Raw genomic sequence first — 25035 nt, 5'->3', positions numbered from 1 at the left:
GAAAGCTATATGATTCATTTTAAAAAACGTGTTTTTAAATATGCCTTTTGGTGGTTGTTATTTTTAGCACCGTTTTTTTATATTTCTTATGGCTTTGCCAATTTAATCGCAGATAATTATTTGGGCATCGGTGAAATTTATTATCAGTGGGAAAAAGCTATTCCCTTTTTAGCTTGGACGATTATTCCTTATTGGTGTCTTAATATTTTTTATGGTCTATCGCTGTTTATTCAAAAAAATAAAGGTGGTGTAAGCCGACTTGCTGGGCGTTATTTAACCGCGCAGCTTATCGCTGTTGCTTGCTTCATTCTCTTTCCGCTAAAAATAAGTTTCATAAAGCCTGAAACGGTTGGCCTATTTGGTCAGCTTTTTGATCATCTCGCGGCCTTTGATAAGCCTTATAACCAAGCGCCCTCATTGCATATTGCACTGTTAACCATTGTTTGGGATTTGTGGCGTAAGCGCTTAACCGGCATCTGGCTTGTTTTATGGCATATTTTTTGCGCCCTTATCGCAATTTCCGTGCTTACAACCTATCAACATCATTTTATTGATATACCAACGGGATTTTTATTGGGTGTTTTTTGCCTTTGGCTTTTCCCTGAAAAGGGCGCATTGCCATTTAGCAATTTTAAGCGGATTGATAATCTTCGCCAAAAAAATATTGCGTTAATTTATTTTGGTCTTTCTCTCATCTGTGGTAATATTGCTTATTGGTTGTTTGCCGATGGTTGGGGCTTGTTGGCACTTTGGCCAATGGTTTGTTTTGCGCTTTTAGGTTATGGCTATGTTGGGGCCGGCGTAAAAGTCTTTCAAAAGAGCCAAGACGGCAATGTTAGTTTTGCTTCCTTAGTGATCTTTGCACCTTTTCGACTCTGCGCTTTGATAAATAGTAGGTTATGGACACGCAATATTGCTCCATATAATGAAATTGCGGGCAATATTTATTTAGGGCGCTTTCCTAGTTTCAAGCAAGTGAAACGATTTTCGAAAATTATTGATCTGACAGGCGAGTTTCAAAAACCAATGGGGGCAAAACATTGGTATAGTTTTCCGATGCTAGACCTTGTTGAGCCAGATATTAAAATAGCAAGTAAAGCCGTTGCCGCCATTGGCGACAATCCGCAGGAACCTGTTCTTGTTTGTTGTGCTTTGGGTATGCAGCGCAGTGCCGTTGTACTTGGCAAATATTTATGTGAAAAAAAATACACCGATGACATGGCAAGCGCAAAAATATTATTGCAAAAACATCGCCCGGTTGTTTTTGAAATAAATGAACGGCGTGATAGCGGTTTTTCTTTTGCTGCTGCTGCTTTTTATTGCTTTTTCAATATCATTTTGGTCGCTTTATTTATCTGGCCTCTCTATGATTATGTGGTTAATTATACTTATGTTTTTGACCAGTTGTATGGCATGGAATTTTTTCTCTTACTGATGATTTATGGCTATGCTTTTTTTCTAATTTTGCGTCTTGTGTTTGATGCTTGGTTCTTTTTTAAACAACGACATGCTGCAACAATTGCTGAAGGCCTCCAAAATATAGATCGCGTTTTATTACGTGCAGCATTGCGTGCTGCACCGCCATCAAATGATGTAACACAGCGAATGAACAATATTTATCTCATGACAAAAAGCCTTTGGGTTAGTGTTTCCATTGGTTTTATTGGCATTGCTGGTTTGATGTTTTATCGCAGTTTAATAAAGGCTTTCCTATGGCTTATGTGAAGCATAGCTTTGATCTTATGGTAGCGGTCGTTTTTGTTGGGCTTGCGAAAGTGATTACGGGTGTAAAGGGCTTTTTTGTAACTGAACCTGATGGCGATCAAACCATTTATTATGCCAACCATGCAAGCCATGGTGATCTTATTGTTGTTATGGCGGCATTACCGCGCCATTTGCGTCCTAATTTGCGGGCGGTAGCCGCCGCAGATTATTGGAATAGCGGATTTTTTAAGCGTTATATTGCGCAATATGTTTTAAATGTCGTGACGATAGAACGGCAAAAAATTAACCGCCATAATAATCCTTTGCATGCCTTGGATGGTGCGCTAGATAAGGGGTGTTCCTTATTAATATTCCCCGAAGGTACCCGCAATATGTCGGGCAATAGCCTATTGCCCTTCCGCTCGGGTCTTTATCAATTAGCAAAAGCGCATCCCACTATTCGATTAGTGCCGTGTTGGATTGACAATATGACCCGCATTTTGCCAAAAGGTGCGCTGATACCAGTTCCACTCTTATGTCGTGTACAATTTGGCGCACCTATTTATATCAAGGACGGTGAAATGAAGCTTGATTTTTTAAATCGCGCGCAAAATGAGTTATTGGCTTTGGCAAATGTAAATAATGTCGATGTGCTGCAAGAGGTAAAAATTAATGACTGAAATGACATGGTTGTTTGTCTTGCTATTCATCGTTTTGGCAATTGCTAGTACGATCTCACTTATTTTAATGGCGCGTTATAAACAACGTCATGAGGGTATACTTTCTTCTGGTCTTATTAATCTTAATGCTCGGATCAATGCTTGGTGGGTTATGGTGCTGGTTATTGGCATCGCCTTTGCATTTGGTAAAAAAGGTGTCATTATTTTGTTTTTATTGGCATCGCTTGCTGCATTTCGCGAGTTTTTAACCATTGTCTATACTTCGCGTAGCGATCATCGTTTATTGGTTGGCGTATTTTTGATTGTTATACCGCTGCAATATTTTCTACTTTGGTATGAGTGGTATGGTGTTTTTACTATTTTTATTCCCGTTTATTGCTTTTTGGCCGCCGCTGCTTGGATGGCGATAAAAGGCGATACCAAACGATATTTGGAACGGGTTTCTGAACTGCAATGGGGTTTGATGCTTTCAACTTATTGTCTTAGTTACGTACCGGCATTAGCGACGCTACTGATTATAGATTATGATAAAAGTCCACTATTATTAATTGCGTTTTTGCTTATCACTGTCCAAGGCAGTGATGTGTTACAATATGTTTTTGGTAAATTATTTGGCAATAAAGCCATCGCACCTCATGTTTCGCCATCCAAGACATGGGCGGGCTTTATTGGCGGTGTTGCCACAACCTCAATTCTTGGTGCAGCATTATTCTGGTTAACGCCTTTTTCACCGCTTATTGCAGCACTTATGGCGTGCTTATGTGCACTTATGGGCTTTTTAGGCGGGCTTGTTGCTTCTGCTATAAAGCGTGATAAGGGCGTTAAGGATTGGGGCAATATCATTCATGGTCATGGTGGCATGATGGATCGTGCCGATAGTCTTGTTTTTGCCGCACCGATATTTTTTCATTTAACGCGATATTTTTATTCTTAAAATAAAAGCAGCCTATTTTGTAGGCTGCTTTTAGAGCGTTTTTCGAAAAGTGTGAAGCGGTTTTCGGACAAAAAACGCGCTATAAGCAATGGATTAGAGCGCCGATCTGATCCAATCAGATCGAAATGCGCTCTAAGAATTATTATAAAACTTTAAGCGGTTAAGCTTTATTTTTGGTTGCGGGCCGCAAGGGTGCGCAAACGCAAAGCATTAAGCTTAATAAAACCAGCAGCGTCTTTTTGGTCATAAGCACCTTGATCGTCTTCAAAGGTTACCAATTTGTCTGAGTAAAGTGACTTATTGCTGCTGCGGCCTTCAACCATGACATTGCCTTTATATAGCTTCAAGGTTACTTCACCTTCAACATGTTCTTGGCTAAGATCAATCGCTGCTTGCAACATTTTACGCTCTGGTGAGAACCAGAAACCATAATAGATAAGTTCGGCATAGCGCGGCATTAACTCATCTTTTAAATGGGCGGCACCGCGATCAAGAGTAATTGATTCAATTGCACGGTGGGCGGTAAGAAGAATTGTGCCGCCAGGCGTTTCATAAATGCCGCGTGATTTCATGCCAACAAAACGGTTTTCGACAAGATCAAGTCTACCAATGCCATTTTCACGACCATAGTCATTAAGCTTTGCCAAAAGTGTAGCAGGGGAAAGACGTGTACCATTAATGGAAACAGCATCGCCCTTTTCAAAACCGATAGTAATGGTTGTGGCTTTATCAGGGGCTGCTTCAGGTGAAACGGTGCGCATATGCACATATTCAGGTGCTGGTTGTGCCGGATCTTCCAATACTTTGCCCTCTGATGAAGAGTGCAAAAGATTAGCATCAACCGAAAATGGCGCTTCGCCTTGCTTGTCTTTGGTAACTGGAATTTGATGAGCTTCAGCAAATTCAATCAAATCTGTACGGCTTTTGAAAGCCCAATCGCGCCAAGGAGCAATGATTTTAATGTCTGGATTAAGCGCATAGGCCGATAGTTCAAACCGCACCTGATCATTGCCTTTACCTGTTGCGCCATGGGCAATAGCGTCAGCCCCTGTATCGCGGGCAATCTCAATGAGACGTTGTGAAATAAGCGGGCGGGCAATTGATGTGCCAAGCAAATAAACACCTTCATAGACGGCATTGGCACGGAACATGGGGAAAACGAAATCACGAACAAATTCTTCGCGCAAATCTTCGATATAGATCTCTTTAATACCCATCATTTCAGCTTTGCGGCGTGCTGGCTCCAGCTCTTCACCTTGGCCAAGATCAGCGGTAAAGGTGACAACTTCTGCACCTAATTCGGTTTGTAACCATTTTAGGATGATCGAAGTATCAAGACCGCCAGAATAGGCGAGAACGACTTTTTTTACATCTTTGAATTTGTTCATTTCAAAAGGCCTGGCTTATTGTTAATGGTTGAACATATATTTGTTTTAACAAGCTATTGCTGATGTGCAGGCAATAGAACTCGAAAAATCATTGTTTAAATCTTAACCGATTTTAATACTTAAAGACAATGTCTTTTTACATATTATCAAATTTGAAAAAGAATTATATGGGATCATATCACTGTAAACATCTAAGGAAGCAACCAAAACCCTATAAGTGCAAAACCAACTGCAAAAAATGGGTCTAAATATTGCGTCTTTTGGCTTAATTTGTTTTCGATTGGTGCAAGGGTTAAGAGTAAAATCAGATAATAATAAGCCAAGGTAAGAATTAAGAAAACACCACCAATGCTTATGGCAAAATTCTCAAAAATATAAGACGTAACGCCGATACGACCTAATGAAATTGAAAACATGATAAGAAATGCAGTACAAAAAACAAAATTAATTATACCAAGAAATGCACCAACAAAAAATAGTGGCAATCTATTTTGATCAAATCGTGTAAAACGGCCAGTTAGACAGATAAAGCAATAAAAAAAACAAAAGGCTAAAAGCGCAAGAATGAAATAAGTTCGATAAGGTTCAATGAAATCAAGATAGATATCAGGGAACATGCCAAGAAGACAGCTAGCAATCATGCCGCTTATGAAAAAGCCTGCAACAGAAATAATGCTTGCATAACGCCCGCCAAGCACTGCTTGACGGATAAAAAATAGCGGCTGTACGCACATAACAAGCTGGGTAAGAGCCATAAAAATAGCGAAACTACCCAAAAATTGTAATATGAAAAAATGCATGAAATATCCATGTCTTTAAAAATTGGTGGATCTTGTTATATCCCAATTAATTATAAATTTGGCAATATTTATTTTAAGCCAATGCTTTTGCCTAGGTGATGGTCATAAAAACGCTATAATTAGTAAGATAAAGTAATTTTTGATTAAAATTCTATAATTAGAAAAAAGATCTGCATTTTTAAAATGATTTATAAATATAGTCCTCTGTGTTACATAGTGGTTTTTAAATTATCATACGGCAACGTATGATTAAGAGAAATATTTATATTAGGATGTAAATGTGAAAAATATAATTGCAAGTTTATTTATATTTATGTTTGGCTTTTCGCTAGCTTTTGCAGGTGAAACGACCTCTAAGCTTTCAGTAAGTGTAGAGCAACTTCCCCCATCCTTAGTTGATTTGGATAATTTTCTTGTGCTTGCCAAAGAGGTTCAACCTCATCGTAGCACTCGGCTTTTACATCTTGATGAGTTTTTAGAGCTTTCGCGTAAAGATAATGTTATTTTGCTGGATGCCCGTTCCGCGCGAGCATTTGGTATTGCCCATTTAAAAGGTGCAACTAACCTTGATTTTACAGATTTTTCTCAAGCGGCTTTGCAAAGGATCATTCCGGATAAAAACACCACTATTTTAATTTACTGCAACAATAATTTTAGTGGGCAGGAAAATAATCTTTTGTTGGCAAGCGCTTTCCCATCAAAGGTTGCAATAAATCAGCAGGCGATAGGATCAAGTTTGCCGATTATGTTGGCCCTTAATTTGCAAACCTACATAAATCTATATGGCTATGGTTATACCAATGTCTATGAATTAGCTGATCTTGTGCCAGTTACTGATCCGCGTATTGTGTTTGAAGGGGAAGTTAATTCATCCAATGAGTAAAGGCTTGAGCGTAGTTTGCTCAAGTTGAAATAAGCTAACGGTTGATTGTACTATAATCACCTTTGAAGCGGCGCGCCAAAAACCGCTTCTTAATATTCCAACAACTTAAACAATAGCGAACTTTTTTGGTCTGAATGCAGATGATTGCATCAAAGTGCCGAAATATAAAATTGGCTTTAAAATCATTCTTTGCGCAATCACTTCTTACGTGCTGAAGTAATTCATTTAATATTTGCGGTACGAACAGTGTACCATATGAGAACACAAATGGTTAAGCTAGTTTATGGAAAGTTGGAAAATTATGAACATGCTGGTTGCAAAGGTGAAGCTATTGAATATGGCGAAGCTGTCAAGTCAGATAGAGAAGCGGATAATATTATTTTACGCTAACCATACAAGCGTAAGGGCGCGACAGCCAAGACAATCCAGATGCCAAATCCTGCAAATAAAGTACCAAATACCGGATCAATCACATCTTGGTAACGCCTTAGGCTACGATAAACAGGTTTTGACGTTAAAACTAAAATAAGACTTAGCGCAATTATCGCACAGATAAACAACACAACCATATTATGGATAATAAGACCATTTGGAATGCTATTCAAATTTTCAATAAGTAGTATTTCGCTATCATGCAACGCAAACAGAAAGCTAACATTGAAACCAAGTATAATACCAAGAATAAAATTCAATGGTTTTATTGCCCACATTGGTTGGTCATTAATTCGGTTGAGCGATGCCATTTTGCCGACAATGCAAATGAAGCCGAATACAAAACAAAAAAGAGCAAAATAAAGTTTAAAGTTGATAATCTTTTGGTTAAACTCATTCCATATAGGCATTTTTGCAAAATATGCAAAAAGAAGAATGATTATGCCGCTTAATATAAAACCGATAACGCTATAAATCGCGTCACCTCGTCTGCAGGTTAAGGCTTGGCGCGCAAATATAAGAATATTAATTAATGTAAAAATATAAAGCATGTTTTGCACTTCATCTTATGTTTAGAGGTGAATGTCTTGTAAATATTTAAACCAATGAGATGGTGATTTAGCGATGTTTTATTGTATTAATCAACTGCCTTTTGAGCGTTTAGCTGTCAAATACCCGATTAAATGCTGGAAACAGCTTGTTAATGCTATGAATTAAATGTGAAGTGCTTTTTCAGCTTATTTTTCATTAAAGATGGGAATGTTAATCATTAGCGGTTATAATGCGTGCAAAGTCTACGGTAGGGATAAACCAATACACGCATTTATCTTCTTTCAACCCTTTATAATATCGGTATTATTTCTTGGTTTGGACTGGCGTTGGATTGAGTCTTTCTTTTATAAATGGCATTTTAAATGATTAAAAATGGTATGAAAAAAGCAGCCTTTGCTGCATTGCTATCTCTAAGTGTTATGGGTTTAAGTGGTATCGGGCTTGCCAAGGCGGATGGCTTGGTTTGCCAAAATAATGGTCAAGATGGCAATTTGCCATTTGTGCAAGATATTGCCAAGGCGTTAAAGTTTGACACTTTGGCCTTTGCCTCTTGTCGTCCCTCGCCAAACCATATTGACATGACTTATATTACTTTGCTGCGTCCCTCACAAGGGCAGGAAAAATGCGAAAAAAATTGTCAATATGACATTGCCTTTATCTTAGCTGGCACTAAAACCGGTAAAGTAACCAAGCAGCTTATTCAAAAAAATGCAATTATTGAAGGTGATGCCAAATTATCCAGCATTTCAATCGATGATACGCTTTATCAGCTAAGTCCTGATCAGCGTGCAACCGCCGTACAGATGAATTTTGAAAGAACAACGCCAGACCTTAAAGAAGCAAGACGCGATCTTTATTTGTTGATAGAGCGTGACAATGAATTTAAGGCTGGCCTTGGCAATGTTGCAAGCCCTGATGATTCAGAATTGACCAAATTGGTAATGGATAGAACCGTTACCCATGTTAAACAAAATGAACAATGCTATAGCTATCAAATGGTGTTAAAGCGTAAAATTAGCCTTGGTAGCTATTCCAATGGTTTTCGTGCCCTTGAAATAAATACTGATATTAATGATAAAGTTGCTAAGCTAGAAAATGAAAATTGCGTAGAAGTACCCATTACTACTAGCACAGGGCAAACCACAGTACCTTTTAATGGGACAGTATATTTTATTCCTGAATGGATTTCCCATTAATTAAACGAATGATTATTTTTAAAGAATAAATAAAAACCGCCTCTTTCGAGGCGGTTTTTTTGTTTTATTCGGCTTTTTCAGCAAAAACAGGGCTTGGCTTAAAATTAAGCCTATCTGAGCCGCGCAATATATGAACATTAGAGCCGTCCAAGACATCGCCCATTAAAATGCGCTCAGACAATGGATCTTGCACTTCGCGCTGGATGACGCGCTTAAGTGGGCGCGCACCATAAACTGGGTCATAACCTTTTTCAGCAAGCCATTCACGAGCATCCTCATCAATATCCAAAGTGATCTTGCGGTCATCAAGCAAGGACTGTAATCGTTGCAACTGAATATTTACAATTGCCCCCATTTCTGAACGATGCAAGCGATGGAAAAGAATAACTTCATCGACACGGTTCAAAAATTCTGGGCGGAATGCTGCACGAACCACACTCATTACCTGTTCACGAGCTTTTTCTGCTTCTTCATCATCGCCAAGCTGGGTCAAATATTCTGCCCCAAGATTGGACGTCATGATGATTAAGGTATTGCGAAAATCAACTGTACGCCCTTGTCCATCAGTTAACCGTCCATCATCCAATACTTGCAACAACACATTAAATACGTCAGGGTGAGCCTTTTCAATTTCATCGAAAAGAACAACTTGATAGGGACGCCGCCGCACGGCCTCAGTCAATGCACCACCTTCTTCATAGCCGACATAGCCGGGAGGCGCACCAATTAAGCGCGATACGGAATGCTTTTCCATATATTCCGACATATCAAGACGCACCATTGCTGTTTCATCTTGAAAGAGGAATGAAGCAAGCGCTTTGGTAAGCTCAGTTTTACCAACGCCTGTTGGCCCCAAGAAAATAAACGAACCAATTGGTCGATTAGGATCTTGCAAGCCAGCACGAGCGCGGCGAACCGCACGCGATACAGCTTGCACGGCCTCACCTTGACCAACAACACGTTTACCAATTTCATCTTCCATACGAAGCAAGCGTTCGCGCTCGCCTTCTAACATAGAATCAACCGGAATACCTGTCCAACGCGAAACCACCTGTGCCACATGTTCTGATGTCACAGTTTCTTCAACCATTGAGGTGCGCCCCTCTTGGCTTTCAGCATCATGCAATTGCTTTTCAAGTTCTGGTATCTTGCCATAAGCGAGTTCACCAGCTTTTTGAAATTCGCCATTGCGTTGGGCAATAGCCAAAGCATTGCGTGCTTCATCAAGCTGACGCTTGAGGTCGGCTGCATGGCCAAGCTTTTGCTTTTCTGCCTGCCATTTTGCTGTGATCTCATTGGATAATTCCTCAAGCTCAACAAGATCATTTTCAAGCCGCTCTAAACGATCACGCGATGCGGTGTCTTTTTCAACCTTAAGTGCTTCTCGTTCGATTTTGAGCTGCATAACGCGGCGGTCAATCTCATCAAGTTCTTCTGGCTTGGAATCAACCTGCATTCTTAAGCGCGATGCTGCCTCGTCAACAAGGTCAATTGCTTTATCAGGCAAGAAGCGATCGGTTATGTAACGGTTTGACAAGGTTGCCGCAGCAACAAGAGCCGAATCCGATACACGCACCTTATGATGTTGTTCGTATTTTTCCTTAATGCCGCGCAAAATTGAGATCGTGTCTTCAACCGTTGGCTCATCAACAAAGATCGGCTGGAAGCGGCGAGCAAGCGCAGCATCCTTTTCCACATATTTGCGATATTCTTCCAAAGTTGTTGCACCAACGCAGTGTAATTCACCGCGTGCAAGGGCTGGCTTTAAAAGGTTGGAAGCATCCATTGCACCATCAGTCTTACCTGCGCCAACAAGGGTGTGCATTTCATCAATAAATAAAATGACTTGCCCAGCAGCAGCTTGCACTTCTGATAACACGCCTTTCAAACGCTCTTCAAACTCACCGCGATATTTCGCACCAGCAATCATCGCACCAAGATCAAGGGCAAGCAAAGATTTATCACGCAAAGATTCAGGCACATCTTCATTGACGATACGCAATGCCAAACCTTCAACAACTGCGGTTTTACCAACGCCCGGCTCACCAATCAATACAGGGTTATTTTTTGTGCGGCGTGACAATACCTGAATTGTACGGCGAATTTCCTCATCGCGGCCAATAACAGGGTCAAGTTTGCCATTACGCGCATCTTCAGTAAGATCACGAGCGTATTTTTTTAAAGCATCATATTGGTTTTCAGCAGAGGCAGAATCGGCAGTGCGCCCTTTTCTCATATCATTAATTACCTTATTAAGAGCATTAGGCGTTACGCCACCTTTGGCAATAATTTCATGGGTTTTGGCAGTTTTTTCCATAGCCAAAGCTTGCAATAACCGCTCCACGGTTACAAAACTATCACCAGCCTTATTGGCTAACTCTTCAGCTGTGGTGAAAACTTTTGCCAATGGCTGGGCAAGATAAAGCTGACCATTGCCGCCAGTAATTTTGGGTATGGCACTAAGAGCCGCATCAAGTGCTGTTTTAATTGCAGAAAGATTGCCGCCAGCCTTTTCAATCAGCGAGGCGCAAAAACCTTCATTATCATCAATCAACACTTTAAGAAGATGCTCTGGCAAAAACTGCTGATTATCAGCTGAAAGTGCAGCATTTTGAGCGGCTTGAATAAAACCGCGAACTCGTTCTGTATATTTTTCTAAATTCATTTTATTTTCCCTTTCCCGCAACCTGAAAACATATTTGAGAAGATTTCAAATAGGCTCTGGTTTAACAATGCAGCATTACGGTTGGTGGAAATTGAAAGCTCCCATTATGGCAAGCTTGTTTTCCTAATCTGATATGGGAATGATTTTAAATGACAGCAAGAGATAACAGATAATTTTTTTTAATATTTGGGAAGCTCCTTGGTAAAATAAATGCTTTTTTAAATTGTGGGTTTATGTTTTAAAAATTAAATTTATTCTTGCGCAGCTAAGGATTTTTATTCTTCTTTAATTACAAATGTTTTATTGTGTGTTTTATTGTGATGAATAAAATTATAACGAAATGCACAGCGGATTCGCACAATTGAGTGAATGCCGCTTATGCTGTGACAGGACCATTTTACATGAGCATTCGCCGGATATTCAAATATCTGTTTTTTACAGTGGCTATTTTGGCGGTGCTGGTTATTGGGGCAATTATTGCAATCCCTTATCTCATATCAACGGACGCAATACGCATACGCCTAGCACAGGACTTAAGTACTTGGACGGGCTATAATGTTCAATTGCGTGAGCCACCGAAAATTTCATTTTTCCCCAAATTGCAAGCCGCCCTACAAGGCGTTAGCTTAAGTGATGCCAGTGATGATAGCCGGCCGCTTATGGAGGCAGAATGTATAGAAGTTGATTTGTCATTATTTGATGCTTTGCAAGGCAAGGTCAGTTTTTCTGAAACCCGTATTATCCGTCCGCATTTTGCGGTTGACGAACCGGTCAAAACTGTTGCTGGTTTTTTTGCTTCATTGGCTCGCTCCGATGGTAGTCTTGGTAATGCTATTCGCCAAGCGCGTGAAATTGTTGCGCAAAGTCCAAATAATGCTGATTTGTCTAGTTTGCTTACCCAGCCTTTTGGCCGTATTTTTATCCAAGATGGCACATTATCCTATCCCATTGATAATCACAGTGCCGACAAAAAGCCAAGCGAAGACGCGCGAGGCGAAATTAAAGAAATCAATGCAACGGTTACATGGCCAACCTCCACCTCTGCGGCATCGGTTAAAGCCAATGGTCGCTGGAATGGCGCTTATACAGAAGTGACTTTGCGTGCTGATCAAGCATTAATGCTAATGGCCAGTGGTAAGAGCACGGTGCGAATATCGGTTAATTCTAATCGTGGTGGTGTGACTTATACGGGGGATGCCCAATTTGCGCAACGTTTTGCTTTAAGTGGTAAAGTTGCCGCGCGATTACCTGCCTTAAATGTTACCATGGATTGGCTTGGGCAGGCAAAAAGTTTTGGTGCTGCTATTCAATCGCCGGTTGTTTGGGAATCAAACCTTAATGCAACGCCTGAAAAACTTGAATTGAATGATATAAATCTAACCCTTGGCAATGATAAGGCACGCGGCGCTTTAGAAACAGTATTTATTGGTGATTTGCCGTCAACTTCTGGATCGTTGGCATTTCAATCACTTGATTTTACCCAGATTGTACCCGCCTTCATGTCTGTTGGTGATATTATTCCGGATTTGTCATTTCTTAATCGCTTTTCACTTGATTTACGGGTTTCAGCACCTCAGGGGCAAATTGGATCTATTGCCTTAACCAATTTTGCAGCATCAACCCAATTGCGTAATGGTAGGTTAAGCTTCGACATCGGCAATGTTAATGTTTTTGATGGGACGCTACAAAGCAATATTATCATTGGTCTACTTGGCAACGTCACCCAATTGGAAACGCGTCTTTCAACCACTAATGTTAGTTTGGAACAATTACAATTAGCCATTGGCTCGGAAGCAAAACTAAAATGCCCAATCAATTTAACTATGAATGCGACCTCTGATTTTACCCATTGGTCCAAGGCATTTTTAAATGCGAAAGGCGTATTTGATATGAATTGCAATAATGGTTCAATTGTTGGGTTTAGTTTTTCGCGGTTTTTAGATGGGGTAATGAGCGAAACGAGCCTTCCCTTTTGGAACGGCAATGAGGAGATGTTAAGCTTTCTCCGGCTTATTGCCAAGGGAAGCATTGAAAATGGCGCTATCAACACGGATATTGCCGGTTTGGCTTTTGATAATCATTTGATTGAATTTTCGGGGCATGCTTCATTGCAAAATGGTGATGTTGATTTTACTGGCGTTGTTGATCGTCCGAGGCGGGTTAATGGACATTGCATTGACGTTGAATGTGTTCAGTTGAGCTTAAAACCTTTGCAACGGTTTGAAGTTAATGGTGCATGGAACTTACTGCAAGTTAAAAAACTGGTAATGGATAGTGAATAGACTAATGTAATCGAATAGTACATTCATATTAAATGACAAATTCATGATACAAATGTCCATTATAATTAATAAATAAAGCTATAAGCATCATAATATCTTAAAAGTTTATACTTGCTTGACAATTTTGATTTTTGGTTTTTATATTAATATTTTTGTAATTTGGTTTGCAGGTTTTAAAATAAAATCATAAAAATCTCCAACTACACGGCTCTAAGTTTGTGTTTTAAATGATATAGGCTCAAGCTTATCTACCTATCCAATTTATTGCTTTAAATTAACAGGTCTTGCCCCTAGTCATTAACAATGGCTGTTTAGTTGAAATCCATATAATAAATTATAATTAACTTATGGCAATCCAAATAAAATCTATTTTTAAAATTGTAAAAGGGATTTAAAATGCCAGTACCCAATATTCGTTTAAATGACAAAAATTCTATCCCGCAGCTAGGCTTCGGTGTCTGGAAGATTGATGACAAGGACACAGATCAAGCTGTAATAAACGCAATAAATACCGGTTATCGTCATATTGATACAGCAAAAATATACCATAATGAAGAAGGTGTTGGGCGCGGCATAGGCAATAGCGGTGTAAATCGTGGCGATGTTTTTATTGCGACCAAAATTTGGAATGATGCACAGGGTTATGATGCTACGCTGCGAGCCTTTGATGAAAGCTTACAACGCCTCAACATGGATTATATCGACCTTTACCTTATCCATTGGCCAATGCCATCAAAAGATCTATTTGTTGATACGTGGAAAGCGCTCATTCAATTGAAAAAGGAAAAACGCGTTAAATCCATTGGTGTTTGTAATTTTAGAATTAGTGATCTTGAGCGGTTAATCCAAGATACCGGTGTTGTGCCATCGGTTAATCAGATAGAATTGCACCCTGAATTTCAGCAAAATGATTTGCGGATATTTCATGAAAAAAACAATATTGTTACAGAAGCTTGGGCACCTTTGGCGCGTGGAAGCCTTTTAGATAATCCAATTCTTATTGACATTGCCAAAAATCATAACCGCACTGTTGCGCAAGTTATTTTACGTTGGCATATTGAAATTGGTAATGTCATCATACCAAAATCTATATCACCGCAGCGTATGGCGGAAAATTTCAATATTTTTGATTTTAGTTTAACCAAAGGCGATCATGAAAGAATTGTTAGTCTTGATGGAGCTGATGGTCGCACTGGACCAGATCCTGATACATTTGTTGGATAATATTTGCTCATAGAAAATGAATATATTCTATTCTATAGCAGAATAAGATGATGAAAAATTACTAATAATTAAGGTGTTGGGCAATATATCCAATGCCTTAATTTTGAATTTTAATCTATATGGAGCATGTAGAATTTAATATATTTTATCGGCTATAATAAAAAGTAAATTAGCATTTATTGTTCTGAAATTGAAACGCCATAACCATCAAAGGCTGTATCATTTGAGCTTGAGCTATTTGCGCTAATGACAGTTGAAATAATAATCATTGTGAACAGCATTGCGACTGTAACAAAAGCTGCCTTACTAACGGTCATAGCGAAATTCCCTTGTTTTAAAATGGTATGATTTAAAGATTTGAATGGTCAAAATCGGTTGGTCATTACATGTTGTTTCTTTAGCGTGAAGTTTTGCTGGCGACAATCATTAGTCATTAAAATTCTTACCTAAATGCTAACGAAATATTGGTTTTCAAACGGCTGTGTCCTTACTGCAACGCTTCCCTTGTTGTTGACATGATATAAGCTTGCTTGACCTTGAAAACGGCAAGGTATAGTTACTAAAAAATGCGCGCAAATTATAAAATGCAACGGCTTTTTGTCGATCAAACTTTTTTAAATGATTCCTTATCGGCTACGGGTGTGAAACTTGCTTTGGCCAAGGAGCAAACCCATTATCTTGTCCATGTTTTAAGGATGGTTTTGGGAGATGAGGTTTTGGTTTTTAACGGCCGTGATGGTGAATGGCGAGCCAAAATTATTGATATTTCGAAAAAAGCGCTTGTGCTTGAATTGCAAACACTTGAAAGACAGCAGCCAAAGCCAATTGATCTTACTTATTATTTTGCGCCGTTAAAGCATGCGCGCCTTGATTATATGATGCAAAAGGCGGTCGAAATGGGCGCAAGCAGCCTTCAGCCAGTTTTAACCCAGCATACTCAGGTCAATCGGTTGAATATTGAGCGTATGCAAGCCAATATTATCGAAGCTGCCGAGCAATGCGGCATTCTTGCTGTACCCTCTTGTTTAGAACCTATAAGTTTAGATCGGCTTTTAGCCAATTGGGATGAAAAACGACATTTGATTTTTTGTGATGAGGCTGCAGAAGGCGATAATCCCTTGCCAATATTACAAAAATTATCGCGCGGGCCGTTAGGGGTTATTATTGGTCCTGAAGGTGGATTTAGTGATAGTGAGAGAAAATTAATCCGTAGCTGCTCTTTTGCCCACGCCATCCCCCTTGGACCACGTATTTTAAGAGCTGATACAGCAGCTGTCGTTGCCCTTGCGTTAATTGGTGTTACGCTTGGTGATTGGCTATAATAACATAAATTATGTATTTGTAAGCTCAAGTTTTTATGGAATAGTCATAAACAACTATAAAGGCATAAAATTGTTATTTTGATATCTTGCGGCAATAGATGCTGTATTGCAATTATAACGGATTGATAAAAAACATGAAAATAGACTATCATGAATTGCTGTGAGTTTGAGTGCTTTTTTAGATAAAATTAATTATGGCTATGATGGAGTTCTATATGAGGTTCATTTTACCAATGATTTACGCGATATAAAATTGACCACATTTGTAAAAGATGAAATTGGTAATAGGATCGTCCTCGATATTTTTCTAAGCGATATAAAAGAGTGCAAGCTGTCGCAAGTAAATGGCAACAATTTCTCATGGCTAACCAATGGAATTAAATATAAAGAAATGGGTGGACTTCATTGTTTAACGATTACAGTTAATGATGAGGTCGATGAAATTGAGATAATTGATATCTTTAAGAATACAGAAGTTTATTTTATTGCTAGTAATCTTACATATCAAGTTACACCTTATGATGAAAAAATGTGGCCATTAATCTTTAAATCTAAAAATTGAAAATTTTGCTCTAGAAAAGTTCGATAATAAAAAACGCTCATAGGCCAATGTAAGTGTGATTGTTGATAATTATCGGGTTCAATTTTTTTTAAACAGCATGAAAATAATATTAGTGCCAAGGTTAGATATGTTCGGTTAAGAAAATAATCTAATTACGCCATAACGACATGAAAAATTATTATGACCCATAAAATAGCGGTAATTGCCTATGAAGGTATTAGTGCATTTCATCTTTCTGTGCCATGTACAGTGTTTGGTGATGACTTGTTCAAGGCTGAAAATACCAACTATGAGGTAAAGGTTTGTGCTGAAAAAGCTGGAAGGCTTAGTACACTCTCTGATTTTGATATTTATGTAGAGCATAATTTTGAAATGATTGAAGAGGCTGATACGGTGATCATTCCCGCTTGGATTGATGCAACTACAATTCCGTCTCCTGGTCTTATTACTGCTTTACAAAAAGCATTCAAAGATGGAAAACGTCTTATAGGGCTTTGTCTTGGTACATTTGTATTAGCAGAGGCAGGATTATTAGATGGACGTGAGGTGTCAACCCATTGGGCTTGGGCCGATGATTTTACCAATCGCTACCCGAACGTTATATTAAAAACCAAAGCTTTATACATTGACCATAATAATATTATAACCTCAGCAGGAACAGCGGCAGCCATAGATTGTTGCTTGCATATTATTCGTCAAGACCATGGTGCCGATATAGCGAACCGATTAGCGCGAAAATTAGTTGTCTCGCCACATCGCTCGGGTGACCAATCGCAATATATTGACCGCCCCATAGCAACCATTGCGCAAAGAGATAGATTGAGTGAGGCTTTGGAGTGGGCCCTTAGCTGTCTTGACCAACCACTTAATCTTAAAGTCGTTGCTGAGCATGCTTTTATGAGCGTCAGAAGCTTTACCCGACATTTTAATAAAAAAACCGGCATAAGTTTTAATCGTTGGCTTTTGATGCAGAGACTTTATAGGGCGCAAAACCTCTTAGAAACAAGTAAAACCTCACTTGAGGATATTGCACAGCAATGTGGTTTTTCGTCATCCGTTACTTTTCGCCAACATTTTTCCCGCGTTTTTTCTATTCCACCGGGAGTTTATCGTAGTCAATTTAAAAAGCATTTACCTTAATGAGATTGTAACTTGGCTTAATTTCATCATATGTTGTCTTTTATGATAGTAGCGAAGTTCTATATTCTTATTCATTAATTGTCCTTGTTTAAAACAGGAGAAAATTATGAAACATCCGACACTTCGTACAATAGCTGGTGCGGCTATTATTGAAAATCTGCAATTTGAACAAACTGCATTACTTGTTATTGATTTTCAAAATGAATATTTTATCGGTTCATTGCCAATTCCTAATGGAATGGCGGCCTTAAAAAATGCAAAGAATTTGATCGAATACGCCGATGAAAATGCAATCGCCGTATTCCATGTGCAACATATAGCACCACAAGGAAGTGCAACATTTGCGCAAGATAGCGCAATGTCTGCATTTCATAGCGATATTTTGCCTAAACCGCATCATAAGATAGTACAAAAAAACATGCCAAGTGTTTTTGCGTCAAGCGATATTGATATGCAGCTTAAAGCAGCTGGTATAAATACATTGATCATTTGCGGTTTAATGACCCATATGTGTGTAAGTGCTGCTGCGCGCGAGGCTATCCCTTTGGGATACAATATTGTCGTGGCTGAAGATGCATGCGCTACGCGCTCTATTGATTTTAATAATGAGGATACAATTGATTATACCACGTTGCATAAAGCATCATTGGTTACACTGAATGATGCTTTTGGCGATGTTATGACGGTCAATCAGATAATAAACTTGGAATGCAAATCTTGACGCAAGCTATTCAATATCGTTAGCGACTTTTGCCTATTTTTAAGGTCCTTTCCATTAGCAAAGCAAATCATGGTTGATTGAGTAATACCAAAATTTTGGTCGGCCATGGTTCGCTTCGATCATGAATTTCATTAAAGAAGTGAGTTTGCCACCATTTGTTGCGCTGTAATCCTAGACAAACGTAAGCGAACTGATAGAGGTTAAATCACTTCTATCACGATATTGAGGTATATTATTGGCGCTTTTACAAAAGTCAGTCATAGGCTGATTTTAAATAATTTAGAACTTTTCAAAAGGTTTTAAATAATTTTAGCGCATAAAAACAATATATTATTGTTGGTCTTAGAGTGATGGATTTTTTGTTCACGAAAACGTGATTGGTAATTTTTATGATTATTACCCCCAATGGAACTTGGAGGAATATTATTTTTTTAGTTTATAAAGATTCTATTTTCAAAAACGTTAAACAGTTGAGGAGCTGTATATATTTGAAAAGAATTTGTGAGCTAGTATAGACAAGTAGTCGTGGAGGACTAATTTACATCTAGTTATTATCTAACTAAAAAGTTTAGCTCCAATTTGGAGGAATTTGAGCTTTTCATAAAATGATAGGTGCTTCTTATTAAAATAATTGATGGCTTAGATAGTTGTTAATCATTTCAATTAAGTAGCATTTGACAATATGTATAAGGCCTTTTTGGTCATTTTACATCTAATCTTAAGTCCACAGGGAAGGAGGAACCCATTATGGATGAACAGATGGTAGCCCGCATTGAGGCAAATCCCGATTACATCGAATTGAAAAAAAAGCGCAACATTCTTGGTTGGTCGCTTACTTTTGTTGTACTGATTGTTTATTACGGTTGGATTTTCGTTATTGCATTTAACCCCCAATTTCTCGCGACAAAACTTGGCGCCGGTGTAACAACCATTGCAATCCCAATAGGTATTGGTGTGATTGTATTGATGGTTGCACTAACCGCATTTTATGTCGTGCGTGCCAATAAGATTTATGATGATCTAATTAGTCGTCTTGAAAAAGAGGTGGGCAAATGAAATCGATTAAAAATTATAACTTATTGTTTTTATCTGCCATTTTTGCTTTTATCTTTCAGTCAAATGCTTTTGCAGATGCAATTAGTGGTGAAATGGCAAAACAGCCATTAAATCTAACAGCTATCGGCATGTTTGCCCTTTTTGTATTGTTCACGTTAGGAATTACCGCATGGGCCGCTATGCGCACAAAGTCGCGAGCCGATTTTTATACCGCTGGTGGTGGTATTTCAGGCTTTAAAAACGGGCTTGCTATTGCTGGTGACTATATGTCTGCAGCCTCTTTCCTTGGTATTTCGGCTATGGTGATGAACCAGGGCTATGATGGGCTTATTTATGCGGTTGGCTTTCTCGTTGGTTGGCCAATTGTGATGTTCCTTCTCGCCGAGCGCATGCGAAATCTTGGTCGTTTCAATTTCGCTGATGTGTCTGGATTTCGCTTTGACACCAAGCCTATCCGCATTTTTTCTGCCTGTGGTACGTTGATTGTGGTGGCATTTTATCTTATTGCGCAAATGGTTGGGGCAGGGCAGCTTATTAAGTTGCTTTTTGGTATCAATTATATTTGGGCAGTGCTTATCGTTGGTGTGCTGATGATCACCTATGTGTTATTTGGTGGTATGAAAGCAACAACATGGGTGCAAATTATTAAAGCATGCCTTTTGCTGTTTGGTGTCACCTTTATGGCATTTATGGTATTGCTGCACTTTAATTTCAATTTTAATAGCTTCTTCCAAGCAGCCGTTGACGTTAAAACCCAAATGGCGCTTGCTGATGGTAAAACACCAGAGGAAGCTGCGGCGGCAGGCTTAAGAATTATGGCGCCTGGTGGCTATGATGCAATCTCAGCCATTTCGCTTGGCATGGCGCTTATGTTTGGTACTGCCGGTTTGCCACATGTTTTGATGCGTTTTTTTACCGTGCCAAATGCACGTGAAGCACGTAAATCCGTGTTATGGGCAACCGTCTGGAGTGGCTATTTCTACATTGTTATCTTCATTATTGGCTTTGGTGCTATTGCTCTTGTGTTATCCAATCCCGAACTTGCCGCGCCGTTAACCTCTGGAGCGGGTGCATCCAACATGGCGGCAGTTATGGTCGGTAAGGCTGTTGGCGGCAATATGTTCTATGGCTTTATTTCAGCAGTTGCTTTTGCTACTATTTTGGCTGTGGTTGCAGGTCTAACATTGTCTGGTGCAACCGCTATTTCTCATGATATTTTCAACATGATATCGAGAAAAGGTATGGCAACAAATGATGAAGAATTGCGCGTGTCACGTATCGCTACAATTTGCATTGGCATTGTTGCAGTGCTTCTTGGTATTGCTTTTGAGCAGCAAAATGTTGCTTTCATGGTGGGGCTTGCTTTTGCTATTGCGGCATCTGCTAACTTTCCAGTATTACTACTTTCCATCCTGTGGAAGGGGTGTACAACGCGCGGTGCGGTAATTGGTGGCTTCATTGGTCTTGCTCTTTCTGTTGGTCTAACGATTGTTTCGCCGGCTGTTTGGGTCAATACACTGCATCTTTCAAAAGAATCTGTGTTGTTTCCTTTTGCGTCGCCAGCAATTATTTCTATTCCAATCGCATTCTTTAGTGTGTGGTTCTTCTCTATAATTGATAAAAGCGCCCGTGCGAAAATTGATAAGGCAGGTTTTAGAGCTCAAGAAATTCGCTCCGAAACGGGTTTTGGTGCGTCGAAAGCATCAGATCACTAGTAGAATTTCCAAAATGGGATTTTGTGATCTCGTTTTAAATATATTGTAAGTATAACGCGTTTTAAGTTTAGCCCCTGATGAAAAGTGAAGAAACACTTTTGGTCTGGGGCTAATTGTTAAAAATTATCGTTATAATATAAGTATTAAACTTGCAGAAAGTCATTCCTAAATTCGTATAATAGTCTTAAAATTTTATCAAAATCGAAATCAGATATTATATAAGTGTCGTTTTATTCAATATAGAACATGTTATTATGATTTTTTCAGTATAAAAATAATTTTACTCTAATATTTGCCGATTAGCATCGTTAATTGCTTCTCTGTAAAATAACTTGATGCATATTTAAAGCTTGAGATTAATGTATTTTAGAATTTCATTATATAATGTTTTGATGTTATTATGATATAATTGCAACAATTGGTAATTTTTTTATAGTTAATTTTTTCTAAAAATATTTATTATAAAAAATATATAAATAAAACAATTATTTACGTTGATGGTGTGAATTATATCTTGTTGGTGAATGGTTTTGAAGGCGTGGGGTGTAATTAAATATATATTTCACTTATATTTTATATTATATATTAAATAAATATATTTATTATAATATCTGTGAGTTTGTATGAAAAAGTTTTTATTAGCTAGTACGGTATTAACTGGAGCCTTTTTGTTCGCTACAAATGTGCAAGCGGCAGAATGTTTAACAGCCTCCAATGGTACTTTCGCAATTGGCACAAATGGTGCTCCCAATCAAAACAGCTGTTCAATTAGTTCGGTTAATTCAACTATTGGAAATGATAGTATTTGGGCAGGTGGTTTTGGTGTTTATAGTGGTCGCACAAGCAACACTATGACTATTGAAAATGATTTTTCTACCACTGTTAAAGGTAGCGCCGGCATCATAGTTTATGGTGGTGGTGGCACTACTGCAACTCAATCGGTTTTTGATGCAACGGGTAAAACAATCAATTTAACCCTTGAAAATCTGACTGCAAACCCGCAGACTGGTGCAGGGGACCGAATTGCAAAGGTTGGCCTTGGCGTGTCCCATGGTGGAATGGCAACCATAGGCACGCTTAATCTTACCATGCTTAATTTACCCTCTGGTTCTGGTGGTGGCACTTGGGGAGTAGGTGACCGTTATGAGCATTATGGTGTATTGGCTGGCTCTACAGTTAATGCGGGTGAGCCAGCAGCTTTTAATGGGATGCAATCAAAGGCGGTTTTTGACAATTTAAATATTACCATGCAATCTGATCAAGGTGGTTGGCTTTTCACTCGTTATCCATTATTGGCAGGCATTCGTGTCATTCAAGGTGCTGGCCAAAGTTCGGGTAACGGTGCTGCAGGTTATGTTGAAGTTAAGAATGATTTGAATATTAATCTTACAGCCCAAGGCAATGATGCTATTGGCATTTATGTGTCTGGTACGGAAAAGGATGGTGTCCGCCCTGAAGTGCGTATTCATAATAGTAATATTACTATTACGAGTACATCCACTCGCGCCAATGCGCTACGCATTGGTAAAGAGTTAACTGTGGCAGGTACTGGCGAAGGACTTATTACTTCCACCGGCAATATGGTTCTTGATACATTAAATGCACCTAATTCTTCGGCCATTGCCGTTGTTTGGCAAGGTGGCGCTTTGAATGCGGATGCTGATACAGCATCAACCACAATTAAAGCTGGCGGGCAAGCAATTACCGTTAGCGCAAATACAGGCATCGCAAGTGTACAAAGTCAAACGAGTTTCAACAATTTGGTTGCAACGACAAGTTCTGCAACAGCTAATTTGATTGACGTAGTAGGTGCTAATGTTGATTATTTGCTAAGTGTTCGCGGTGCAAACAGTAATCTTACTGCTGCGGATGAAGGTTATATTTTAAATATGACTGGTGGTAGCGTAACCCAGCCAAGCACCACTGTTTTTAATTTTGCTGACGGTAAAATGACCGGCCTTGTTAATAAGGGTGAAAATGCAACGCTAGATCTCAATCTTTCTAATAATGTACAATGGATTCTTGCCGCCAAAAATGGTGCTTCACCATCCACAACTGCAACATTTGACCAGTTAAATCTTACAAGTGGTGCTCAAATTGTTGCATATGGTGCATCTGATGGTAGTGCAAATTTCACCTTGCAAGGAAATGTGCTAAGTGATGCTGGTGTTTTAAATCTAAATAGTGGCGTTGCTGGTGATAGTTTAACAATTAAGGGCAATTATACTGGTCGCAATAATGCACTTTTATCAATAGATACTTTTCTTGGTGAAAGTGGCGCTTTATCTGACCGCCTTGTGATTGATGGTGGCCAAGTCGATGGCAATACTCTGGTTCGCGTGAATAATGTTGATGCAACCAATGCAGGAGGCAATACCGAGCCTGGACAGGGCATTAAAATTGTTCGTGCCATAAATGGCGGTACAACCACCGATGATGCTTTTGCATTGGATGCAACGGCATCCAATGCCTATACATTGCAAGGACAAACCATGGTTGGTGCTGGTGCCTATGCCTATGGTTTATTCAAAGGTGCTCAATCATCTACGGTAACAGAAGATGAATATGGTGAAACAGAACTTCAAAATGACTGGTACTTGCGTTCGCAATTAAAGCCAGTTGAACCTCCTGTCGAGCCGCCAGTTAAGCCTCCCGTGAAACCGGAAGAGCCACCAGTACAACCACCTGTAAAGCCTCCCGTAAAACCGGAAGAGCCACCTGTAGAACCTCCAATTTTACCGGCCCCGCCCGTTTTTCAAGCTGGCGTCCCCACCTATGAGGCTTATCCGCAAGCACTGCTTAATTTAAACAGCTTACCAACGTTACAACAGCGTGTTGGCAATCGCATTTGGATTGGTGTTAGTGATGGCTCAGCTGTTGAAATAAATGTCGAAAATACTGGGCTTTGGTCTCGTGTGGTTGGCAATCACAGCCATTTTGAATCCCAAAAATCAACCTCAGGAGTGGATTTTAATCAAAATATTTTTAAAGCGCAAATCGGTATTGATGGAAAACTGTATTCAAATGACCATGGCAGCCTAATTAGTGGTATCAATGGATTTTATACTACTGGTAAAACCAAGACCAAATCATTTTATGGCGATGGTGAAATCACCACTGATGGTTATGGTTTGGGCGGAACTCTCACTTGGTATGGCAATGATGGTTTCTATGTCGATGGCCAAGCACAGGTCACCCTATATAACAGTGATCTAAAATCCAATTTAGCCAATCGAAACTTAGTAAGTAGCAATGATGGCTTTGGTTATGCTTTATCAGCCGAGGCAGGTAAGCGCTTTAAACTTGATGAAAAATGGTCTATTACCCCGCAAACACAGCTTGTTTATTCTAATATTGATTTTGATAGTTTTCACGATATCTTCAATGCAGATGTAAGTTTAAAGCGTGGCGATAGTTTAGAGGCGCGTTTGGGCTTTGCTGTTGACTACGAAACCAGTTGGAAAAATGATCAGGGCTCATTAAATCGCACTCATATTTACGGCATTGGCAACCTTTATTATGCTTTACAAAGCGGCACCAGTGTCGATGTTTCCGGAGTTGATGTCTCAAATCAACAACAACGCTTATGGGGCAGTGTGGGAGCTGGTGGTTCATATAATTGGAATGATGATAATTATTCAATTTATGGCGAAGCCCTCGTCAAGACTAGCCTCAGCGGTTTTGGCGATAGTTATGGAGTAAGTGGCCGTATTGGTTTTAGAAAAAAATGGTAGCAAATTGCCTCATTAAAACTGCTTAATTGAGCGCTTTTAGGTTGG

20 protein-coding genes are annotated in these 25035 nt (G+C 39.3%); 15 read left to right on the top strand and 5 right to left on the bottom strand.

Going from position 1 to position 25035, the window contains the following annotated elements; genetic code table 11:
* Nucleotides 1-9 precede the first annotated feature (9 nt).
* The 3 genes from H3299_RS10620 to H3299_RS10610 are packed head-to-tail and all read left to right on the top strand — an operon-like array spanning nucleotide 10 to nucleotide 3318.
* Nucleotides 10-1725 (top strand): phosphatase PAP2/dual specificity phosphatase family protein, encoded by a 1716-nt coding sequence (locus H3299_RS10620; RefSeq protein ID WP_182417638.1) that lies wholly within the window; start codon nucleotides 10-12, stop codon nucleotides 1723-1725.
* Nucleotides 1713-2384, top strand: a complete 672-nt coding sequence (locus H3299_RS10615) for a lysophospholipid acyltransferase family protein (protein WP_182417637.1) — start codon at nucleotides 1713-1715, stop codon at nucleotides 2382-2384. Before H3299_RS10620 ends, H3299_RS10615 begins: the two co-directional genes overlap by 13 nt.
* Nucleotides 2377-3318, top strand: coding sequence for a phosphatidate cytidylyltransferase (locus tag H3299_RS10610; protein ID WP_182417636.1), 942 nt, complete (start codon nucleotides 2377-2379; stop codon nucleotides 3316-3318). The genes H3299_RS10615 and H3299_RS10610 overlap by 8 nt, the downstream gene beginning before the upstream one ends.
* Before the next feature lie 167 nt (nucleotides 3319-3485).
* Here H3299_RS10610 and H3299_RS10605 read toward each other — a convergent pair whose 3' ends face one another.
* Together H3299_RS10605 and H3299_RS10600 are read right to left on the bottom strand one after the other, a co-directional pair.
* A complete protein-coding gene (locus H3299_RS10605; protein WP_182417635.1) occupies nucleotides 3486-4706 on the bottom strand; it encodes an argininosuccinate synthase in 1221 nt (406 codons plus the stop codon).
* Nucleotides 4707-4897: 191 nt separating this feature from the next.
* Nucleotides 4898-5506: a hypothetical protein gene (locus H3299_RS10600; protein WP_182417634.1), complete on the bottom strand. Its 609-nt coding sequence runs from the start codon at nucleotides 5504-5506 to the stop codon at nucleotides 4898-4900.
* 280 nt (nucleotides 5507-5786) lie between these two features.
* Between H3299_RS10600 and H3299_RS10595 the strand changes: the two genes are divergently transcribed.
* Both H3299_RS10595 and H3299_RS15740 read left to right on the top strand, forming a co-directional pair.
* Nucleotides 5787-6389 (top strand): rhodanese-like domain-containing protein, encoded by a 603-nt coding sequence (locus H3299_RS10595; protein ID WP_182417633.1) that lies wholly within the window; start codon nucleotides 5787-5789, stop codon nucleotides 6387-6389.
* A gap of 267 nt (nucleotides 6390-6656) precedes the next feature.
* Nucleotides 6657-6779, top strand: coding sequence for a hypothetical protein (locus H3299_RS15740; RefSeq protein WP_256434227.1), 123 nt, complete (start codon nucleotides 6657-6659; stop codon nucleotides 6777-6779).
* On the opposite strand, the gene H3299_RS10590 is transcribed toward H3299_RS15740, so the two are convergent.
* The gene (locus H3299_RS10590) at nucleotides 6776-7132 is read right to left on the bottom strand and encodes a hypothetical protein (RefSeq protein WP_182417632.1); all 357 of its coding nucleotides are present in this window, start codon (nucleotides 7130-7132) and stop codon (nucleotides 6776-6778) included. The two genes, H3299_RS15740 and H3299_RS10590, sit on opposite strands and share 4 nt — an antisense overlap.
* Nucleotides 7133-7735: 603 nt before the next feature.
* Between H3299_RS10590 and H3299_RS10585 the strand changes: the two genes are divergently transcribed.
* The gene (locus tag H3299_RS10585) at nucleotides 7736-8569 is read left to right on the top strand and encodes a hypothetical protein (protein ID WP_182417631.1); all 834 of its coding nucleotides are present in this window, start codon (nucleotides 7736-7738) and stop codon (nucleotides 8567-8569) included.
* A gap of 64 nt (nucleotides 8570-8633) precedes the next feature.
* Here the strand turns inward: H3299_RS10585 and clpB are convergent, their stop codons facing one another.
* A complete protein-coding gene (gene clpB / locus H3299_RS10580; protein ID WP_182417630.1) occupies nucleotides 8634-11234 on the bottom strand; it encodes an ATP-dependent chaperone ClpB in 2601 nt (866 codons plus the stop codon).
* Nucleotides 11235-11635: 401 nt separating this feature from the next.
* Here clpB and H3299_RS10575 point away from each other — a divergent pair, with 401 nt between their 5' ends.
* Complete coding sequence (locus tag H3299_RS10575; protein WP_182417629.1) at nucleotides 11636-13516, top strand: AsmA family protein; 1881 nt, start codon at nucleotides 11636-11638, stop codon at nucleotides 13514-13516.
* A gap of 396 nt (nucleotides 13517-13912) precedes the next feature.
* Nucleotides 13913-14740: an aldo/keto reductase gene (locus tag H3299_RS10570; protein WP_182417628.1), complete on the top strand. Its 828-nt coding sequence runs from the start codon at nucleotides 13913-13915 to the stop codon at nucleotides 14738-14740.
* A 176-nt stretch (nucleotides 14741-14916) separates the two neighbouring features.
* Here H3299_RS10570 and H3299_RS10565 read toward each other — a convergent pair whose 3' ends face one another.
* Nucleotides 14917-15057, bottom strand: a complete 141-nt coding sequence (locus H3299_RS10565; RefSeq protein ID WP_182417627.1) for a hypothetical protein — start codon at nucleotides 15055-15057, stop codon at nucleotides 14917-14919.
* A gap of 249 nt (nucleotides 15058-15306) precedes the next feature.
* Here H3299_RS10565 and H3299_RS10560 point away from each other — a divergent pair, with 249 nt between their 5' ends.
* From H3299_RS10560 to H3299_RS10530, 7 genes are all read left to right on the top strand, one after another.
* A complete protein-coding gene (locus H3299_RS10560; protein ID WP_182417626.1) occupies nucleotides 15307-16062 on the top strand; it encodes a 16S rRNA (uracil(1498)-N(3))-methyltransferase in 756 nt (251 codons plus the stop codon).
* 160 nt (nucleotides 16063-16222) lie between these two features.
* On the top strand, nucleotides 16223-16624 hold the full coding sequence (locus H3299_RS10555; protein ID WP_182417625.1) for a hypothetical protein: 402 nt from the start codon (nucleotides 16223-16225) through the stop codon (nucleotides 16622-16624).
* A gap of 180 nt (nucleotides 16625-16804) precedes the next feature.
* Nucleotides 16805-17764 carry a GlxA family transcriptional regulator gene (locus H3299_RS10550; RefSeq protein ID WP_182417624.1) on the top strand — a complete coding sequence of 320 codons (960 nt, stop codon included), beginning with the start codon at nucleotides 16805-16807 and terminating at the stop codon, nucleotides 17762-17764.
* Nucleotides 17765-17870: 106 nt separating this feature from the next.
* Nucleotides 17871-18485 (top strand): cysteine hydrolase family protein, encoded by a 615-nt coding sequence (locus H3299_RS10545; protein ID WP_182417623.1) that lies wholly within the window; start codon nucleotides 17871-17873, stop codon nucleotides 18483-18485.
* Between the two features lie 747 nt (nucleotides 18486-19232).
* Nucleotides 19233-19541, top strand: a complete 309-nt coding sequence (locus H3299_RS10540; RefSeq protein ID WP_182417622.1) for a DUF485 domain-containing protein — start codon at nucleotides 19233-19235, stop codon at nucleotides 19539-19541.
* The gene (locus H3299_RS10535; protein ID WP_182417621.1) at nucleotides 19538-21256 is read left to right on the top strand and encodes a cation acetate symporter; all 1719 of its coding nucleotides are present in this window, start codon (nucleotides 19538-19540) and stop codon (nucleotides 21254-21256) included. Before H3299_RS10540 ends, H3299_RS10535 begins: the two co-directional genes overlap by 4 nt.
* Nucleotides 21257-21879: 623 nt before the next feature.
* Nucleotides 21880-24990 carry an autotransporter outer membrane beta-barrel domain-containing protein gene (locus H3299_RS10530; RefSeq protein WP_182417620.1) on the top strand — a complete coding sequence of 1037 codons (3111 nt, stop codon included), beginning with the start codon at nucleotides 21880-21882 and terminating at the stop codon, nucleotides 24988-24990.
* The last annotated feature ends 45 nt before the right edge of the window (nucleotides 24991-25035 follow it).

Source organism: Bartonella sp. HY038 (genome assembly GCF_014117425.1).
Lineage (GTDB): Bacteria > Pseudomonadota > Alphaproteobacteria > Rhizobiales > Rhizobiaceae > HY038.
Note: the sequence above shows the minus strand (reverse complement) of the source record. Positions and strands in the feature narration are given on the sequence as shown.

Coding starts and splice junctions, on each gene's coding strand:
- H3299_RS10590 (WP_182417632.1), bottom strand. CDS start 7,132: ATGGCATCGCTCAACCGAATTAATGACCAACCAATGTGGGCAATAAAA.
- H3299_RS15740 (WP_256434227.1), top strand. CDS start 6,657: ATGGTTAAGCTAGTTTATGGAAAGTTGGAAAATTATGAACATGCTGGT.
- H3299_RS10600 (WP_182417634.1), bottom strand. CDS start 5,506: ATGCATTTTTTCATATTACAATTTTTGGGTAGTTTCGCTATTTTTATG.
- H3299_RS10570 (WP_182417628.1), top strand. CDS start 13,913: ATGCCAGTACCCAATATTCGTTTAAATGACAAAAATTCTATCCCGCAG.
- H3299_RS10615 (WP_182417637.1), top strand. CDS start 1,713: ATGGCTTATGTGAAGCATAGCTTTGATCTTATGGTAGCGGTCGTTTTT.
- H3299_RS10620 (WP_182417638.1), top strand. CDS start 10: ATGATTCATTTTAAAAAACGTGTTTTTAAATATGCCTTTTGGTGGTTG.
- H3299_RS10535 (WP_182417621.1), top strand. CDS start 19,538: ATGAAATCGATTAAAAATTATAACTTATTGTTTTTATCTGCCATTTTT.
- H3299_RS10540 (WP_182417622.1), top strand. CDS start 19,233: ATGGATGAACAGATGGTAGCCCGCATTGAGGCAAATCCCGATTACATC.
- H3299_RS10545 (WP_182417623.1), top strand. CDS start 17,871: ATGAAACATCCGACACTTCGTACAATAGCTGGTGCGGCTATTATTGAA.
- H3299_RS10575 (WP_182417629.1), top strand. CDS start 11,636: ATGAGCATTCGCCGGATATTCAAATATCTGTTTTTTACAGTGGCTATT.
- H3299_RS10585 (WP_182417631.1), top strand. CDS start 7,736: ATGATTAAAAATGGTATGAAAAAAGCAGCCTTTGCTGCATTGCTATCT.
- H3299_RS10560 (WP_182417626.1), top strand. CDS start 15,307: ATGCGCGCAAATTATAAAATGCAACGGCTTTTTGTCGATCAAACTTTT.
- H3299_RS10610 (WP_182417636.1), top strand. CDS start 2,377: ATGACTGAAATGACATGGTTGTTTGTCTTGCTATTCATCGTTTTGGCA.
- clpB (WP_182417630.1), bottom strand. CDS start 11,234: ATGAATTTAGAAAAATATACAGAACGAGTTCGCGGTTTTATTCAAGCC.
- H3299_RS10565 (WP_182417627.1), bottom strand. CDS start 15,057: ATGACCGTTAGTAAGGCAGCTTTTGTTACAGTCGCAATGCTGTTCACA.
- H3299_RS10530 (WP_182417620.1), top strand. CDS start 21,880: ATGAAAAAGTTTTTATTAGCTAGTACGGTATTAACTGGAGCCTTTTTG.
- H3299_RS10605 (WP_182417635.1), bottom strand. CDS start 4,706: ATGAACAAATTCAAAGATGTAAAAAAAGTCGTTCTCGCCTATTCTGGC.
- H3299_RS10550 (WP_182417624.1), top strand. CDS start 16,805: ATGACCCATAAAATAGCGGTAATTGCCTATGAAGGTATTAGTGCATTT.